This window comes from Corallococcus macrosporus, assembly GCF_017302985.1.
GTDB lineage: Bacteria > Myxococcota > Myxococcia > Myxococcales > Myxococcaceae > Corallococcus > Corallococcus macrosporus_A.
On record NZ_JAFIMU010000002.1, the window covers coordinates 671,169 to 688,049 of the forward strand.

The window sequence follows — 16,881 nt, forward strand, 5'->3', positions numbered from 1 at the left end:
AACCCAGTCCTATTCCGACCCAATCCATCACCGTTACAACGGGCAGTACGTCGATAGCGAAGTATTCAGGGCCTGCGCGGTTCGAATCGGCGTCAGTAAGCAGTCCTTGCAGGTAAAGGTCCAAAGAGAGAAACGACTGCGTTGCTGTCCAAAACGCAGGCTTCCATCGAACCCCGTAACCAACGCCCGGTGCGACTCCAATGCGGTATGACCGGTTGGAAAGGTCAATCGAAAATACGTCAACTCCGACACTAGGGCTAAGCGTGAGCCAGTCGCCCAACTTGCGATCAGTTGTTCCTCCAAGCGGCCGCTCAAGATGGAAAACCAATGGTTGCGCTACCGACGCACTGCTGAGAGTTACGAGCAACACGAATACGTAACGACTCATCTATCCCCCCTGCGAGATGGGTTTACTGGGAGCAAAGAACATGCAAGTGCTCAATGTCAAGTGCCTAACAGCCCCTTGGCAGTGTAGGCAAATCAAAGCCACAGGCGCGTCGCAGTCAGCAGGACGAAGGTGAGAAATTTGACTGTGCGCTTGTCGTGGCGCATCGCCTCTCGCTGAGAGCGCTTGTCTTTCCAATGAGGCACTTGACGAGGTTGCGCTGGCTGTTGGTCTTGCGGTCGAAGTGGGCCAGCTGCCGCTGGTCGCGACGAGTGGTAATGACGGGGCGGATGCGGTGCGCATGGTTCCCGCGATGCACGCGCCGATGGTTGTAGCCCTTGTCGCCGACGATGGCTGCGGGGCACAGCTGCGGACGCCTTGGCCCGACGATTCGAGGCACGATGCTTCGATTCATGACGTGCTCGAAGGCGAGCGACTCATCCCGCTCGCCTGGCATCAGGGCGAAGGCGATGGGCCGCCCATGTCCTTCCGCCCGGACAATGAACTTGGTGGAGGACCCACCCTGACTGCGGACTAACGCTTCGTCGGCCCCCCTTTTTTGAGGCTGCCCGCGAGCACCCGCCGCGTGCGGATGCGCCCGGATGACAGTGCCGTCCACGTGATGCAGGGCCCAATCGAATTCGCCGTCTTGCTGCGCTTCGGCCTGCAGTTGCTGCAGGACGTGCTCCCAGCCGCCGGCACGTGTCCAGCGCTTGAAGCGGCTGTATACCGTCGTCTATCGCCTATAGCGCTTGGGCATGTCGCGCCAGGGGCTGCCCGTGCACAGCACCCAGCAGATGCCGCCCAAGACGCGCCGGTGGCTCTGTGCGGGTCGTCCGACCCACGGCTTTTCTGGAGGTAGCAGAGGACTCATCCGCTTCCACTGCACCTCCGTCAGGTCTCCTCGATGGGGTGCAATACATCGGTAACTGGCAGCCCCTCGATGTCTGTGCCTGCACGATCTAGGCGAAGAATACAGGCGCCACCAGCCTTGCTGGGAGCCATAGCTCGGAGTCGCTAGTAGGAGCCCCAGCGAGAAGGGAGGGGACCACTCCACTGCGTTTGGGTTCCTGGGGTCGTCAGCGGTGTATTGCCATTGATGCGCATGATGCTGGAGTTCGCAGTGAGGTCGGACCAGTTCACGGCGATGTTGCGGCAGAATCGGTCGCGCGCGAGCCCTGTGCTGGGGTCGTGCACGCATGGGGTGGCATCCCAGACGCGGTCTGATTGCAGGCGCTGGACGGCGGCGACGATGTTGGAGGGCATCTCCCCGGACTCTCGGACGAAGGGGACGCCGTCGACCGGCGCGCCCTTTGACGACAGCAGTTCGAACACCTTGCCGGAGTAGCTCAGCGAGCCTTGCATGCTGAAGTCCCAGGCACTGGCGCTGAAGGGCTGGGTCTGTCCACAGGAGGCCGGGTTGCCGGGCGCGTCGGTGCAGGAACCTCCGAGGTGGAGCACCAGCACGGCGCCTGTCTCCACCGTGTAGCCCTGGGGGAAGGTGAAGGCGAAATCGGAGTTGGTGAGTTCCTGGAGGGAGATACCGGTCAGTGTCCCGCCGCTGACGGCCACCAGTTCGATGAGATCTTGCGGGACGTCGGGATTGATCTCGGTGATGCGGAGTGAGGCTTCCGGCGGAGGCCCACCGCCATCAGGGATGCCTGCATCCGAGGCTCCGGCATCCGGGATGCCCGCGTCATTGGATCCCGCGTCGGAAGTGCCGGCGTCCACGCCCGAGTCCTCCGGGCCTGCGTCCCGTGTCCCCGCGTCTGGCGAAGCGGCCTGAACGCAGCGTTCCTCCATGCAGACGATGTCGGGGCCCCGGGATGCACAGTCACTGGTGTCCGTGCACTCAGGGGAGGAACAGGCGGAGACGAGCGGGAGCAGGGCAAGGGCTGCGAGTCGCGGGCGAAGCATGGAGAGGAACCTGGATGAGTTGTTGGAACTGGGGCAGGAGCCGCGGGCGGACCATAAGCGAAATGGAGATGAGCCTCGCTGCCCGTGATGCGCAAGAAGGCCCGCCGTGCTTCAGGCGGAGCGCCGCTCTCCCGTAGCTGCCTCTCCCACCTTGAGGTGCGTTCGCAACCAGCTTGCCAGCGCCTCCGCCTCCTCCTGGCTGCTGAAGCTGGCGATGTCTTCCTGGCGCTCCCCTCCGTCGGCGGTGGAGAGCTCGAGCGTGGGCTGGTAGCTGGTCACCGGTCGCCCCTTGTGCTGGCGCACCTTTGTTTCAACCTGGAGCGACCGCACGTCGCGCCACTGGATGTCGAGCCGTTGCTTCCGCTGGGAGAAGGGTGGCAGGGACAGGCTTCGTGCCTGGGTGTGGAGGCGCAGGTCGTAGTGCCCGGACTTCAGCCGTACTTGCGTCCACCGCCCGGCGAACACACCGCAGGCGATGATGACGCCCCAGGCGGCGACGCCCACGGGCAGTGGTGCGGTGAGCGCCCCGGTGGCGGATCCGAGCACGAAGCACCCCAGGGCGGCGCAGCCCAAGGCCACGAACACCCGGTTGATCGGCCAGGGCCCATTGAGCGTCACGCACTCGCTGCCGTCCTCCCGGAAGAAGGTGGACAGGAGCGGCGGCTGCGGCTTCCAGCCCCGCACCACCATGGTGCCCAGCCAGAACGCCACCAGGTTGAAGGGCATCAGCATCATGAGCAGGAACAGCTCCAGGCTCCCCAGCCCCGGCTGCAACAGCGCCTCCAAGGGCTGACCGGGCCGGTAATACACGGGGACGCTCGCTCCAAGCGGGGCTCGCGCCACCACGTCGTCCGCGTACCCGGAATCACTCGAACGGAACGTGGCGAAGCGGTACTTGCTGCCCTCGTAGGACTGCCCGTCGACGGAGTAGGTGTAGGCCAGCTTCGGCTCGTACTTGATGCCCTTCGAGCGCACCGTCTCCACCTCGCTCCGGGTGATGGTGCCCTGCACGGTGGGCCAGCTCGACGCCTTCACCTGACGGACCATGTCGGCGCAGGCCAGGACGTCAATGGCCCCCGTCATGGCCGCCCACGGGAGGAGGAACAGGAGCAAACCGAGGGACCCGACCGCACGAGAAGACATGCCCCCAGTCTACAGGGACGCCCCGGAACGAACGAAGCAGGCCCCCGACCGCGTGACGGTGCCCACCCAGACTGCGACCCCGGGGCTGTCACTTCCTCCTGGGGCTCGTAGAGTGCTCGGGTGACGTCCCCACCTGATGACTCCGGCCGCCTGAATGACGGCTACGTCTACCGCGAGCGGATTGGCTCCGCCTCCGTGGGGCGCACCGCGCTTGCCCACCTGACGGACGCGTACCGGCACTCCACCGAGGAGGAGTGGCGTGCTCGCTTCGCTCGCGGCGAGGTGCGGCTGGAGGGCTCCATCGCGACCGGCGACGAGGTGCTGCGGGTCCACCAGGAGCTGTGCTGGCACCGGCCGCCCTGGCGGGAGGGGGAGACGCCAGACGGCTTCGAGCTGGTGTACGAGGACGCTTCGCTGCTCGCGGTCATCAAGCCGAGCGGGCTGCCGACGATTCCCTCCGGCGGCTTCCTCAAGAACACGCTGCTCTCGTTCGTGCGGTTGCGCTGGCCGGAGGCCTCCGCACTTCACCGGCTGGGGCGGGCGACCTCTGGGTTGGTGCTCTTCTCCCGCACGCATGATGCCGCCGCGAAGCTCTCCCGCAACTGGCGCGAGGGCGACGTGGAGAAGCGCTACCGGGCGCTCTCGGATGGGGTCGCGGCGCAGGCGTCCTATGACATCCACACGCCCATCGGGCTGGTGCCGCACCCATTGCTGGGGTCGGTGCACGGGGCGACCGAGAAGGGCAAACCTTCACACAGCCACGCGGAGGTCCTGGAGCGGCGTGACGGTCAGACCCTGTTCGCGGTGCGCATCCACACGGGCCGCCCCGAGCAGATCCGCATCCACCTGGCGTCCATCGGCCATCCGCTCACGGGGGAGCCGCTGTTCGCCTCGGGAGGTCTGCCTCGTGAGCGCGAGCCGGGCCTGCCCGGAGAGGGAGGCTACCTGCTCCACGCGGAGACGCTCGCGTTCACGCACCCGCTCACGTCGGAGCGACTGCGGCTGCACGCGCCACCTCCGGCCGCCTTGCGAATGGCGACGGAGACCTGAGCACCGGGCCTTCAACGTCAGACATGGCTGTTCCCGGAATCTGCTTGCGTTCGGGATGGGCCAAGGCGCAACGTGAATGCCTCACCTGATGGGAGGGCTCATGAGCCAGCTTTTGAAGTGCCTGCTGGCTGCCTCCGCTGTCTTCACCTTCGCACCGGTTACTTCTGCCTCCGCGCAGTCGTGTGAGACCGCCTGTACCTGCGCGACTCCCTGCAACTTCACCTGTCAGCACGACCAGGGTGGGGTGATCACGTGTGGAAGGTATGGAGCAGATTGCATCGGCAACTGCTTCAGCCCTGAACCCTCGGAGTCGGTGGCCACCCGGGATGAGGCTGCGCGGGAAGATACGTCCGCGCAGGTCTGCAGCGAGGAACCCCCGGAGTCGGAAGCTTCCGCCTCCGTCGAAAGCTGAGCTGACCGGAGCGGGAGCCCACCGTGCAGCGCGATGCACAGGTGGGCCGCCCCTTGCACATCCTGGACGACCGTCCTTCTCATGCCGCATGGCGGCATGCAATGGCACATGGGTTGCTGTCTGCCCATGGTATCGAGGTGGTTCGAAAGGGGTGTGCAAGGTGGAGCTCGTCGTAATGATTGGGTTGATCATCCTCATCATGGGGCCCGTGTTCTTCGTGATGGGGATCGTCTACTTGAGCAGGGGCGACAAGGTCGCAGGGAGCATCATGTCCGTCGTGGGCGCCACGACGATGGGGCTCTTGTTCTGGGCCTATAACGTGATCAGCCACACGAACTTCTCGAAGGGGCGCGTGCTGCGTCTCAAGGGGCGCGCTCGCGTGGCCCGTCGAACCCTCGGAGAGGGCTGGGCGGACGAGGCCTCTCCTCAGCTGGAAGGGCTCACGCCGTATCAGCGGACCGTGCTGGGGGAGGCCTGGATGTACTCCGCGGGCATGGAGCACGCGTCCATCCCTGCCTTCGCGAAGCTGTCGCTCAAGCTCTCCGCCCTGGGCGCGCCCTCGGAGCTGCTGGAGGCGTGTCACCTGGCGGCCCTGGACGAGGTCCGCCATGCCCGGCGGTGCTTCGCGCTCGCTCGGGCCTACTCGGGGCTGCCGTGGAGCGCGGGCGCGATTCCGGAGCTGGGCCAGGAACGTCCGCAGCGTCCCATCTCGGATGACAGCGACGAGTGGTCCCGGCTGGTGCGCGGGTCGCTGCTGGATGGATGTCTGGGGGAAGGGCTGGCCGCCAGCGTCGCCGCGGAAGCGTCACGGCGGGCCTGCGACCCCGTCGTGCGGGAGACCCTGGCGGTCATCGCCGAGGATGAGGAGCGGCACGCGGAGCTGGGCTGGGACGTGCTGGCCTTCGCGCTGGAGCGGGGCGGCGGCAAAGCCAGACAGGCGCTGCATCAGGCCCTGGACGCGCTGGACGAGCAGCGGACGCCCGCGCTCCCCCGCATCCCGGGCGTCGACGAGGACTTCCTCTCGCGCAATGGCCTGCTGCCCCAGGCGGAGCTGGGACGGCTGATGGAAGAGTGCCTCCAGCGGACGCGGGCTCGGGCCGAGGAGTGGACTCAGCGCCCGCGCGTCATGATGCCGCCCTGCTCCAGCAGCCCGAACAGCTCCAGCAGCGCGTCCACGGGGATGACGTAGCCGTACTCGGCGTAGGCCGCGTCGCGGATGCCCGCCACGGAGCGCTGGCCGTCGGCGTAGCTCGCGACCGCGTCCGCCAGTTGGTAGAAGCGCAGCTCGCTCTCTCCCTGCTCCCGCAGGGCCGCGGCCGCGGCGGTCATGGCGGCCTTCACCGTGTCCATCCGGGCCTGCGACCCGGGGACCGCGGGGAGCTGCAGCTCGTCGAATGAGGCGAGCTCCTGGCCCTTCACGCGACGCGGAACGAAGGCCCGCGCCCGGCGCTCGGCTTCGCTGGGGGCGGGCTCCTTCAGGGACACGCCGCGCGTCTTGGCGTCCGCTTCCAGGCGCTTCAAGGCCTGGGACTCGGCGTTCTCCAGGGTCTTGATCATCGCCTTCACCGGCTCGGCGGGCGCGCCCAGGGCCTGGCAGGAGCGCAGGGCGTCTCGTTCACGCTGGTAGCCGGTGCGCACCGCGGCTCGGGCCAGACGGACGAGGCCGGGCAGCTGCGCGGCGGGCGTCCCGGCCAGGTCTCGTCGGGCCCGGAACTCGTCCTCCGCCGTGCGCTTCACTCCGTGCACCGCCACCAGACGCGCGAGCTCCAGGGCGCCCGTGCCCTCGGCCCACGCGGCGACGGTGATGGAGGCCAGGCCCGCGAAGGCGGTGCGGTGCAGCTGGGTGGGGTCCACGTTCTCCGGCCGGTCTCCGCTGGTGTGGTAGCCGTCATCGGGCCACGTGGAGAAGGCGACGCCGGGGATGCCGTGGTCGTTGAAGAGCTGGTGATCCGAGCCCCGGCTGTAGCGCTCCATGTGGGCATCCAGCGGATCCTGTGAGCCCGTCACGGATCCGATGCGGAAGTCCTTCCTCGGCGGATAGGCCACGCCGTTGAAGCGGTTCATGAAGGCCACCGTGGACTCGGAGACGGCGTTCACGAAGCTGCCGTTCCAGTCCGGGGTGTAGGAGATGAAGAAGCGTGAGTGTGAGCGCGTCAGGCTGGCGCCGAGCATGTCGAAGTTGAAGTGCGCCACCCGCCGCACCGGATCCGCGCCGTGATGGGCGAACCACTCGCGGGTTCCCTCGAACTCCGGCAGCCACAGCACGCGCAGGGCGCGCACCGGCGGTGGCAGCACGCCCCGGCGGATGAGCGTGGTGTATGTGCGCACCAGCTCCAGCAGTGTGGCGGAGCCCGAGGCGTTGTCGTTGGCTCCGGGCTTGTAGTGGTCCAGGTGGCCCGTGAGGACGATCTCCTCCCCTGCGAGCGTCCCGGGGATGACGCCACTGACGATGCTGAGATGTCCCGTGGGCTCCTGGGTGGCGACGCTGACGTCCACCTTCACCGGGCCCTCGCGCAGCTGGGCGCGCAGCTCGCGGCCCTGCCGGTCCGACACCATGAACAGGAAGGGCGTGCGCATCCCCTGCGGAATGAGACGCCGGGGGACGGCGGCCCAGCCCACCTGATCCGGGAAGTCGCCGTCCATGCGGTGGGCTTCGTTCCAGGGCGGCGTCGAGTAGGACGACACCACGCCCACGGCGCCGAACTTCACCACGGCATTGCGCAGCGTGGCCGCGAGGTGGCCCCGGCTGAGCACCACCTTGCCCTTCACGTCCTTGCCCGCGTAGTCGGCGTCCTGGGTGCCCAGCCCCACGTCGACCAGCTCCAGGTCCTTGCCCTCGAAGCTGCCACTGCCGGACGCCAGGGCCATGGGTTGGTCGGCGTAGGACGTCACCCGGTAGCGGTGGGGGCCGGCCACCCACAGCTCGCCGTGCGTGGCCCGCCACTGGGGGCCCTCCTTCATCGCCTCCAGGCGGACGTCCTGGAGGCCCGCGGCCTCGGCGGCGGCCTTCGTCCAGGCGGCGGCCTCCGTGTAGCCCTCCAGGCTGTCCCGGGCGATGAGCGACAGCCGCTGGACACTGTCATGGATGCGGTCGCCCGAGCTCTCCTGGATGAGGGCTCGCACCACATCGTCCCGGAGTACCAGTCCGGTGGTGGGCGAGATGGGCCCCAGCGGGGACGTGGGCGCCTGGGCGGAGGCGCTGAGCGCGGCGAGCACCGCGAGGAGGGCGACGGGCAACGGGCGGAGGAGCATGGATGGCTTGGGACCATATCCCCCGCGGCTCCCATGGGCGCTGGGAACGCCGTGCCGATTCACACGGCGATGACTAGGTTGCCGCCATGCCTGTCATCTTCTTCTCCAACAAGCTGGGCTGCGCGGGCAGCATCCTTGCCTCCGTGGCGCTGAGCGCGCTGCTCTACTTCCTGTTCATGCGGGGCTGATCAACACCTCGCGCCCCGGCCTGGCTCCGGCGGTGCCACCGGACGCTTCAGGAAGGCCCCCGGCGTGAGCCCGACGAGCTCCCGGAAGTCGGCGATGAGGTGCGCCTGGTCGTAATAGCCCGCGTCCACGGCGATGCGTCCCCAGTCCCTGGAGGTCGCCGTCATCTTCACGGCGCGTTGCAGGCGAACGGTCCTCGCGAAGTCCTTGGGCCCGATGCCGACGTTCTCCGTGAAGGCTCGGCGAAGGTGCCGCGCCGTGACGCCCAGCTGCTCCGCCACGGTCTCCACCCGGACCGCGTCTCCTTCCAGCAAGCGGATCGCGCGGCGGGCGAGCCGGGCCGAGGCCGGCTCGAAGGTCTGGTGGGTCCGCAGGGCAATCCCACGGGAGAGCCGGTCCAGCACCTCCGGCAGGCTCCGCGCCGACAGGAGGTCGAAGCAGAGGTCGCTGCCCGGACGGCCCCAGAGGTCTTCCAGCGGGACGATGCGGTCCGTCAGCGCGTTCGCTGCCACGCCCAGGAGCGGCACCGCCCAGCCGGGCTTGAACTGGAGGATGAGCGCGCGCACGACTTCAGGGGCGTTCTTGAACAGCGCCTGGGTGCGCGGGCCCACGACGCAGAGGTCCCCTCTCCGGCCCTCTTCGAGCACTCGAAAGACAAGCGTCGTTCTCCCGTCGGGCAACCGTTCGTGCCGTGCGTTTCCCTCGACGGGCACGAGCGTGTGAACGTCCTCGACGAAGCGGGAGAGCGAGAACGTCGGGGCGGCGGACTCCAGCGTGCGCGGCATCCTCGTACTCTGGCGCGTTCATGGCGGTCGTTCAATCCGGCGTTGAAGGCGCGCGGAAATGTCCGGTCCTTCCAATCGCAGAAAAGGGGCGGGCGGTACGAAGACAATCATGAACCAGCCCACTCCGACGCCCGTCCTCTCCCTCAGCCCCATCGTCCTGCCAGCCCCCGGCCGCGCCGTCGAGCTCCAGCTGCGCGTCTCCGCGCCCGTGACCGGAAGCAACCTGCCCATCCTCCTGCTGTCCCACGGCCACGGTCGCTCCAACCATCTCTCGTCACTCAACGGCTACGCTCCGCTCGCGCACTACTTCGCGGCACATGGCTTCGTCGTCATCCAGCCCACGCACCTCGACTCGAAGACGCTCTCGCTCGGCCCGGATGCTCCGGATGCGCCCCTGTTCTCGAAGTCTCGAGCCGAGGACATGACGCGCATCCTCGACCAGTTGGATGTGATTGAGCGTGCCTTCGTCGGGCTCGCAGGACGCATGGACCGGAGCAGGGTGGCCGTCATCGGTCACTCCATGGGTGGGCACACCGCGAGCCTGCTGCTTGGCGCGCGGTACAAGGACGCTCACGACGGAACGGAGGTGAACCGCTACGAGCCGCGGATCAAGGCTGGCGTGCTGCTCGCCGCGCCCGGCAGGGGAGGGGATGCCCTGAGCAGGTTCGCGGCCGAGAACTACCCCTTCTTCTCGACCACCGACTTCTCCACGATGACGACGCCCGCGCTCGTGGTCGTCGGCGACAAGGATGCCTCGGCCCACCTGACCGTCGCGGGCCCCGCCTGGCACGCGGATCCCTACTTCCTGTCCCCTGGCCCCAAGTCGCTGCTCACCCTGTTCGGCGCGGAGCACGGGCTGGGCGGAGTCTCCGGGTATGACGTCGCCGAGACCACGGATGAGAGCCCCGAGCGGGTGGCCGCCGTCCAACGCCTCACCTGGGCCTACCTCCGCACCGCGCTCCATCCCGGAGACTCCGCCTGGCAGGAGGCCCAGGACGCACTGAAGGGCACGGCTTCACCGCTCGGTCGGATTGAAGCCAAATGACAGTCGTCCTTGAGCGTCATGCGGTTTTCCCGTAGTCTGCCTTCAGCCCGGCCCTGGGTTGTGGCGCGAACCGCCACACTTTGGCCGAACTTGTGGCGGAATCCGTCACGGATAGGGTTATCCTGGAATCCTGCTCATTCTGGGAAGTGTCTGGGAATACAATGGCATGCGCCGTGAAGGCTGTTCTTTCGCTCCCCTGAAGGGGGCCGGGCCCCGATCCCCCAACCTCGGGCCCGCTGAAAGGAACAGCAGACATGAGCCTCAACGCACTCCGTAAGCCCTTGGCCACCCTCGGTGTGATGTTCGGTCTCCTCCTCTCGACCCAGGCCCAGGCGGTCATCATCATCCGGGGTCGCGATGGCGGCTGTCGGCTCTGCATCGGCAGCTGGCACACCTGCGAGGCGCTCTGTGGCGCCAAGGCCACGCAGCTCAGCGGCTACAGCCAGCACATGGCGCTGGAGCTCTCCGACGGCAAGGTGGTCGAGGGCGACTCCCTCTCCATCTCCGACGTTGACGGTGGCACGGCCGTCGTGGAGATGCTGTCGGGCGACCAGCCGGTGTTCAAGGAGCGCGTGGACCTGGAGAAGACCGCGCTGCGCGACCTGGAGAACGGCCAGATCAACACCCTGGACAAGCTGGTCGGCCTGACCTGCCAGTAGGCCCCGGCCCTCTGTGCCGTGACGGGTTCCCGGCCCGTCACGGTGCTGGGATGGAGAAGGCGCGCAGCTGTCCCGAATAGGGATGCACCAGGATGAGCCCGCGCCCCACCGTGGGCGCGGCATACGTGGGTCCTGTGATGTCGAAGCGCTGGACCACGGCTCCGGTCCGGGCATTCAGCAGCTCCAGCCAGCTCTTGCTGCCATCGCCCGCGTTGGACACCACCACCAGCACCTCGCCCAGGGCAGGCATGCCCGCGAAGACATATCCCGGCGTGATGTGCTTCCAATGCGCCGCGCCTGTTCCCGGCTCCAGCGCGACGACCGAGCCCGGCTCCCCGTCCGGGGTGGTGCCTCCGGCAGCGTAAAGCCAGCCATGCGCGAACGTGGGCGCCACCAGGCTGCCCTGGCCCTGGAGGGGATCCGGTCCTCCGGCGGCAAGCTGATGGGTCCACACAGGGCCCGCGGAGATGGCACCCCGCCGGAACACATACAGCTTCCCATCCTTGTTCGCGGCGCCCACCAGGCGCGTACCGTCAGCGGCGGTGAAGAGGGTAGGGGAGGCGCCAAAGTCACTGTTGGCCTCTGGGCCCGGCCCCGGGTTCTGCCAGTGCCCGAGCACCGCCAGCGTGTCCGCGTCCAATTCCAGCAGGGACTGGGCGTTGGGGACCTCGGACAGGGGCTGTCCCACGGGGTCTCCCGTCGTGACGTAGAGCCTCCTCGCCGCGGCATCCACGGCAATGCTGCTCCACACCGCGGCCCCTGGCCGGTCCGCCTCGGTGAGTGTGAGCGAGCGCGTGGCCCCCGTGGCCAGCTCCACGGAGATCACCCTGCCGGGGATGTGATGGCAGGTGAAGATCGCCGCGACGCCCACGTACAGCCGGCCCAACTGCGGGGACGCCGCGGGAGAGGACTGGATGAACTCGGGAGGATCCTGGGTCGTGGCCACGGGCCAGGCCTGCACCGGGTTGCCAGTCGACGGATCGAGCGCGTGCACCTTTCCATCCGGTGACGCCGCGTAGAGCAGGCCGTCCACCCAGGCTGGCGCGGCCCAGAATCCCGGCCGGAGCGGATGGTCCTCGCACGGGTCCGTGAAGGCGTAATCCAGATTGCGTTCCCAGCGCCGTGCGCCCGTGCGCGCATCGAAGGCGAGCACCTTCGCCTCCAGGCCCGTGGTGACGTAGACCGTGTCGCCCACGATGAGCGGCTGGGTATAGCCCTCGGGGCCCGCGTCGGCGGTCCACAGAGGTGTCACGGCCGCGGCCTGGGCCAGCGTGAAGGTGCCCTCGTTGATCCACGTGCCTTCGGGGCCGGAGCGGTATTGCGTCCAGTCCCCGCCGCCTGCCGGCCCGAACGTCCCCGCGTCCATGCCGCTGTCCGGTGTGCCCGCGTCGGTGCCGCTGTCTGGCACTCCTGCGTCGGTACTGCTGTCAGGCACCCCTGAATCCGTGCCGCTGTCCGGCGCACCCGCGTCCGTGCCGCTATCTGGAATGCCCGCGTCGGTGCCACTGTCCGGTGTTGGAAGGGTGGGCGAGTTCGGCTTGGAATCCGAGCAAGCCGACAACAAGAGAAGCCCCACCAGCAGACCGCCGAATCGCCGATTCATGAACGCCACCCTCCGGTGCCGTCACCTTCGCGACCGGAACTCCAGCTGTCCTGGGATGTCGGTTCGTGCCGTCAGGAACCCAACGGAGCGCTCAAGCCAGGCGACGACACTGCTCGCGCATCCGGACGAGCGCGACAACGAGCAGTGAAGCGATCAGCAGGCCGGCGAGGATGGGCCACGCCGCGGGCTGCATCTTCCCTGACGCATCGAACATCTCTCCGCCGAGGTAGCTGACGAACAGGAGGGGCGGGACGTAGCCCAGGAGCGAACCCCAGAAGTGGGTCCAGAACCCTACCTTCGACACTCCGAGGAAGGAGTGCAGCACCTGCGGCATCCAGAGCAGCAGGCGCAGCAGGAAGACGGTCTGGAAGGCGTTCCGCTCGAGCGCTTCGTCGTACTTGCGGAGCCGTGCCGGGATGCGTGCTGAGACCCAATCCTTCGCGACGAAGCGCGCGAACGAGAAGCCGACGACGCTGGCGGACATCGTCCCGACCATCGAGAGCACGAACGCCATCTGCCATGGCCAGATGAGCGGCGCCGCGACGATGAAGACCGTCCCGGGCACTCCGAATGGCTGAAGCACCGTATAGGCAATGACAAACGCGAGATATCCCCACGCCCCCAGCGCGACGAGCGTCCGGGCGAGGGTCTTCGGGTCGGCGGCCTGCGTGAAGATGCCCAGGTGCCAGGCGAGCCCGAAGGTGACGAACACCAGCAGGACCGCTCCGAGCTTCGCGTACCGCGCCGTGCGCGGTGTCATCACGCCAGGGCTCCGACCCGGTTGATGTCCGCGGACTCGAGGATGAACCGATCGGCCCGCCCTTCGACGACGCGCAGCATGGCTCGCCCCAGCCGCTCCGACGTCGTCGCCACGGACGGGAAGATCCGCAGGACGAGCGGAAAGACCGGCCTCAGTAGGACGAGGCCTGCTTGATAGAGCCGCACGCGGCTCTTGATGCCGGGTCCAGGCCGGATGAAGCCGGGTCTGACGGCGCCCGCGTGCCGGAACGGCATGGCCTGGAGCGCACCCTCGACACGCTGCCGCACGCGGGCCCACATCGAGTTCCCACCTGCGCCCGCGGCGGAGCAGTAGCAGAAGGAGAGCCCGGGATTGAGCCGCAGGAGGGCGCGGGCCCAGAGGAGCGTCAGCTCCTCGGTCACCCTGGCGTAGGCCGCCTCATCCAGCCCGATCGAGCTGATGCCCACGGCCCAGATGCAGGCGTCGTAGCCGACGAGCTGGTCCTCCACGGCCGCGAAGTCGAAGAGGTCCGGCAGGAGCAGCTCCCGCAGCTTGGGATGCTCGACGCCGCATGGGCTCCGCCCGACGCTGAGCACGGACTCGACCTCGGGGGCATCGAGTGCTTCGCGCAGGGCCCCTGCGCCGACCATGCCGGATGCTCCCAGGAGGATGATCTTCATGAGCGTCGTCCCTTCTCTTTCGTGGGCGGAACGAAACGCTCCGCGAGGATGCGCAGGCGCCGTTCGAGCACCGCCGTCTTGGGTTGGTCCGCGAGCAGTCCATCAAGCGACAGCAGGAAGACCTCCGCCCGCTCCTCGTCCCCCAGGATGGCCGTCACGCACTGGAGCGCGACCTTGTGGTGGCGCGCATCAATCTCGGGGTCCAGCCGCTCACAGACGTCCTGGAACTCAGCCCCCATCGGGGCCGCGACCATCTCGGACCAGGGCTCGAGCAGCAGCAACCGGCAGACGTTGATCAGGCGCTCGTAGGGACTGCCCGGGCCGGCGGCGGCCTCCCTCGCTTCGGGATGCAGCGCCAGCAGCCAGTCCGTGAAGACGGCCGTGTAGAGGTCTTCCTTGTCCTTGAAGATCCGGTAGAGCAGCGTCCGGGAGATGCTCGCGCGCTTCGCGACGTCCTCGAACGACGTCTTCGCGAAGCCGAAGTTCAGGAAGCACCACCGTGCGGCGAGCAGGACCTTCGAGCGGCGCTCCGCTGCCTCTTCCTCGGTCATCGCGGCTGGCATGCGGTACGTTGTGACATGCCATGTTCCGATTGTCAAAACGTGCCGGATGCCTCAGCGAAGCTCCGCGTCGCGACGGAACGTGCCGGGCGCGACGCCGAGACAGCGCTTGAAGGCCCGGCTGAAGGCGGCCTCGGACTGGTAGCCGAGGCGGCTGGCCACGTCCGCGATTCCCGCGTTCTCCTCTCGCAGCAGCGACGCGGCGACCTGCATGCGCCAGTGCACCAGGTACTGCATCGCCGGCATTCCGACGCGCTGGGTGAAGCGTGCCGCGAAGGCGGAGCGTGACATCGCGGCCTCCTTCGCCAGCGCCGCCAGTGTCCACTCGCGCGCGGGGTCGCGGTGGATGAGCACGAGCGCGCGCCCCACCTGCGGGTCCTGGAGCGCGCCGAGCCAGCCCGTGCGTGCCTCCGGCGCGTTCGCCAGCCAGGCGCGGAGGGTCTGGATGACCAGGATGTCCGCCAGCCGGGTGACCACTGTTTCTCCACCGGGACGCAGCGCCTCGGCTTCCGCCGCCATGAAGCGGAGCGTGCCGTGCAGCCACTCCGGGTCCGGCGTCTGGGCCGCGGCGACGTGGATGACCTGGGGCAGCAGGCCGACGAAGTGACGCGCTGTCGGATGGTCGAAGCGGACCGCGCCGCAGACCATCTTCGTCATGGCGCCGGCACCTCCATGGCGGAGGACCTCATAACGGTCGCTGAGGATTTCGCGCGGCAGGTCGAACAGCGGGTCAGCGGAGATGCCGGGCTCGCTCACCAGCGTGTGGCGGAGCCCCTGACGCACCAGCGCGAGGTCCCCGGCCTTCAGCAGGACGCGGTCGTGGCCCTCCACTTCCAGCCAGCCCTGACCCGATGTCACGACATGGAACATCATGCACTCGGGAATCGCTGGCAGCGCGAGCCCCCAGGGTGCGGTGAACTCGGAGCTGCAGCAGAACGCCCCGCGCATGCGCAACAGGTGCAGCGCTTCGCCGAGCGGATCCACCGAGCGCCAGACGTCCCGTTCATCCATGCGGTTGAGTCTGGAGGACCCAGGCGCGCAGCGTCCAGCGGCCTGGACGTTCGAGCATGAATCCTGGACCTGCTGTCATTGAGAGCGCTCCGCGTCGCGCCGATATTGGACGGCATGCACACCACCCGTTCAGAGGCAGGTCGCGGAATGATCGTCGTCATGGGAGCCACCGGTCGTACCGGCAGGAGGGTCGTGGAGGGATTGCTGCGCGCGGGCGAACAGGTGCGCGCCATCGGACGTTCGGAGGCATCCCTGGCGGCGCTGGCCCGCGCAGGCGCGGAGGTCCGGGTCGGGGACTCCAGCGACGCGGGCTTCCTCACGGAGGCGTTCCGGGGCGCGAGCGCGGCCTACACCCTGTTGCCGTATGACCTCCGCGTGGAGGACTACCGCACGCAGCAGGCCCGCATGGGCGAGGCCGTCGTCACCGCCGTGCGTGAGGGCGGGGTGAAGCACGTGGTCGCGCTGAGCAGCGTGGGCGCGGACCAGGGCGTGGGCACGGGCCCCGTCGACAGCCTGCATGCGCAGGAGGCGCGACTGCGCACGCTCACGGGTGTGAACGTGCTGGTGCTGCGCGCGGGGTCGTTCTTCGAGAACTTCTTCGACGTGCTGCCGGTCATCCGACACCAGGGCGTCACCGCGGACGTCGTCGAGCCCGAGCGTCCCGTCCCGATGATCGCCACACGGGACATCGCCGACGCGGCGGTGACGGCGCTCCGTGCTCGGGACTGGAGGGGCTTCGTGGTGCGCGAGCTGCTGGGCCCCCGCGACTTGAGCTACGCCGAGGCGACTCGCATCCTCGGGGAGCGCATCGGCCAGCCGGGGCTGCCGTATGTGAAGCTCCCTCCGGACGACATGGCGGGAGCGCTCGTCCAGGGCGGCTTCTCGGAAGACCTGGCGCGCCTCTACGTGGAGCTGGCCCAGGCCATCAACGACGGGCGCGTCCGTTCATTGGAGGGACGCACGCCGGCGAACACCACGCCCACGCGCTTCGAGGACTTCGCCGACGAGCTGGCCCGCGCCTACGCGGCGATGGCGTGAATCAAGGCACGTAGGCGATGCAGTCAATCTCCACGCGCAGGCCGGCGTCGGGGAGCGCGGACACCTGCACGGTGGTGCGCGCGGGCCGGTGGCCGGCGAAGACGCGCTCGTAGACGGCGTTCATCCGGGGGAACTCCTGCATGTCCACCAGGAAGACGCCGCAGCGCAGGACGTGCTGGAGACTGGAGCCTCCCGCCACGAGGATGCGCTCCAGGTTGCGCAGCACCTGCTCCGTCTGCGCTTCGATGCCCTCGGCCTGTACGCCGGTGGCGGGGTCCGTTGCCGCCTGTCCGGAGATGAAGAGCAACTGGCCCAGCTGCATGCCGGGAGAGTACGGACCCGCGGGCTTGGGCAGTCCAGGCGCGACGATGGGCTGATGCTTCGCTGACGTCATGGGCTTCTCCTTGGATGGGCTC

At 68.2% G+C, this 16,881-nt stretch carries 17 protein-coding genes; 5 read left to right on the top strand and 12 right to left on the bottom strand.

Annotated elements, in window-relative coordinates; genetic code table 11:
* Positions 1–503: 503 nt before the first annotated feature.
* The 4 genes from JYK02_RS40890 to JYK02_RS03175 all read right to left on the bottom strand — a co-directional run bounded on the left by JYK02_RS40890 (position 504) and on the right by JYK02_RS03175 (position 3,385).
* A complete protein-coding gene (locus JYK02_RS40890) occupies positions 504–1,004 on the bottom strand; it encodes a hypothetical protein (protein ID WP_431603463.1) in 501 nt (166 codons plus the stop codon).
* A gap of 117 nt (positions 1,005–1,121) precedes the next feature.
* Positions 1,122–1,442: a transposase gene (locus tag JYK02_RS40895; RefSeq protein ID WP_431603464.1), complete on the bottom strand. Its 321-nt coding sequence runs from the start codon at positions 1,440–1,442 to the stop codon at positions 1,122–1,124.
* A complete protein-coding gene (locus JYK02_RS03170) occupies positions 1,403–2,116 on the bottom strand; it encodes a hypothetical protein (RefSeq protein WP_242588304.1) in 714 nt (237 codons plus the stop codon). Before JYK02_RS03170 ends, JYK02_RS40895 begins: the two co-directional genes overlap by 40 nt.
* Before the next feature lie 297 nt (positions 2,117–2,413).
* Entirely contained in the window at positions 2,414–3,385 is a 972-nt protein-coding gene (locus JYK02_RS03175; protein ID WP_242588305.1) for a DUF3592 domain-containing protein, read from the bottom strand.
* A gap of 180 nt (positions 3,386–3,565) precedes the next feature.
* Here JYK02_RS03175 and JYK02_RS03180 point away from each other — a divergent pair, with 180 nt between their 5' ends.
* Positions 3,566–4,495, top strand: coding sequence for a pseudouridine synthase (locus JYK02_RS03180; RefSeq protein ID WP_207048357.1), 930 nt, complete (start codon positions 3,566–3,568; stop codon positions 4,493–4,495).
* A gap of 587 nt (positions 4,496–5,082) precedes the next feature.
* Complete coding sequence (locus JYK02_RS03185) at positions 5,083–6,096, top strand: ferritin-like domain-containing protein (RefSeq protein ID WP_207048358.1); 1,014 nt, start codon at positions 5,083–5,085, stop codon at positions 6,094–6,096.
* Here JYK02_RS03185 and JYK02_RS03190 read toward each other — a convergent pair.
* On the bottom strand, positions 6,018–8,159 hold the full coding sequence (locus JYK02_RS03190) for a M28 family peptidase (protein ID WP_207048359.1): 2,142 nt from the start codon (positions 8,157–8,159) through the stop codon (positions 6,018–6,020). The two genes, JYK02_RS03185 and JYK02_RS03190, sit on opposite strands and share 79 nt — an antisense overlap.
* A 188-nt stretch (positions 8,160–8,347) precedes the next feature.
* Positions 8,348–9,130: a helix-turn-helix domain-containing protein gene (locus JYK02_RS03195; RefSeq protein WP_242588306.1), complete on the bottom strand. Its 783-nt coding sequence runs from the start codon at positions 9,128–9,130 to the stop codon at positions 8,348–8,350.
* Between the two features lie 109 nt (positions 9,131–9,239).
* On the opposite strand from JYK02_RS03195, the gene JYK02_RS03200 reads away from it, so the two are divergent.
* On the top strand, positions 9,240–10,175 hold the full coding sequence (locus JYK02_RS03200; protein ID WP_207048360.1) for an alpha/beta hydrolase family protein: 936 nt from the start codon (positions 9,240–9,242) through the stop codon (positions 10,173–10,175).
* 254 nt (positions 10,176–10,429) lie between these two features.
* Positions 10,430–10,834 (top strand): hypothetical protein, encoded by a 405-nt coding sequence (locus JYK02_RS03205; protein ID WP_207048361.1) that lies wholly within the window; start codon positions 10,430–10,432, stop codon positions 10,832–10,834.
* 37 nt (positions 10,835–10,871) lie between these two features.
* Here the strand turns inward: JYK02_RS03205 and JYK02_RS03210 are convergent, their stop codons facing one another.
* The 5 genes from JYK02_RS03210 to JYK02_RS03230 all read right to left on the bottom strand — a co-directional run bounded on the left by JYK02_RS03210 (position 10,872) and on the right by JYK02_RS03230 (position 15,427).
* Positions 10,872–12,437 carry a PQQ-binding-like beta-propeller repeat protein gene (locus JYK02_RS03210; RefSeq protein ID WP_207048362.1) on the bottom strand — a complete coding sequence of 522 codons (1,566 nt, stop codon included), beginning with the start codon at positions 12,435–12,437 and terminating at the stop codon, positions 10,872–10,874.
* Between the two features lie 91 nt (positions 12,438–12,528).
* Positions 12,529–13,197 carry a TVP38/TMEM64 family protein gene (locus JYK02_RS03215; RefSeq protein WP_207048672.1) on the bottom strand — a complete coding sequence of 223 codons (669 nt, stop codon included), beginning with the start codon at positions 13,195–13,197 and terminating at the stop codon, positions 12,529–12,531.
* Positions 13,197–13,856, bottom strand: a complete 660-nt coding sequence (locus JYK02_RS03220; protein WP_207048363.1) for a hypothetical protein — start codon at positions 13,854–13,856, stop codon at positions 13,197–13,199. Before JYK02_RS03220 ends, JYK02_RS03215 begins: the two co-directional genes overlap by 1 nt.
* The gene (locus JYK02_RS03225) at positions 13,853–14,419 is read right to left on the bottom strand and encodes a TetR/AcrR family transcriptional regulator (RefSeq protein WP_207048364.1); all 567 of its coding nucleotides are present in this window, start codon (positions 14,417–14,419) and stop codon (positions 13,853–13,855) included. Before JYK02_RS03225 ends, JYK02_RS03220 begins: the two co-directional genes overlap by 4 nt.
* A gap of 51 nt (positions 14,420–14,470) precedes the next feature.
* The gene (locus JYK02_RS03230; protein WP_207048365.1) at positions 14,471–15,427 is read right to left on the bottom strand and encodes an AraC family transcriptional regulator; all 957 of its coding nucleotides are present in this window, start codon (positions 15,425–15,427) and stop codon (positions 14,471–14,473) included.
* 159 nt (positions 15,428–15,586) lie between these two features.
* Between JYK02_RS03230 and JYK02_RS03235 the strand changes: the two genes are divergently transcribed.
* Positions 15,587–16,465, top strand: coding sequence for an NmrA family NAD(P)-binding protein (locus JYK02_RS03235; protein WP_242588307.1), 879 nt, complete (start codon positions 15,587–15,589; stop codon positions 16,463–16,465).
* A 1-nt stretch (position 16,466) separates the two neighbouring features.
* Here the strand turns inward: JYK02_RS03235 and JYK02_RS03240 are convergent, their stop codons facing one another.
* Entirely contained in the window at positions 16,467–16,859 is a 393-nt protein-coding gene (locus JYK02_RS03240) for a RidA family protein (RefSeq protein ID WP_207048367.1), read from the bottom strand.
* Between the last annotated feature and the right edge of the window lie 22 nt (positions 16,860–16,881).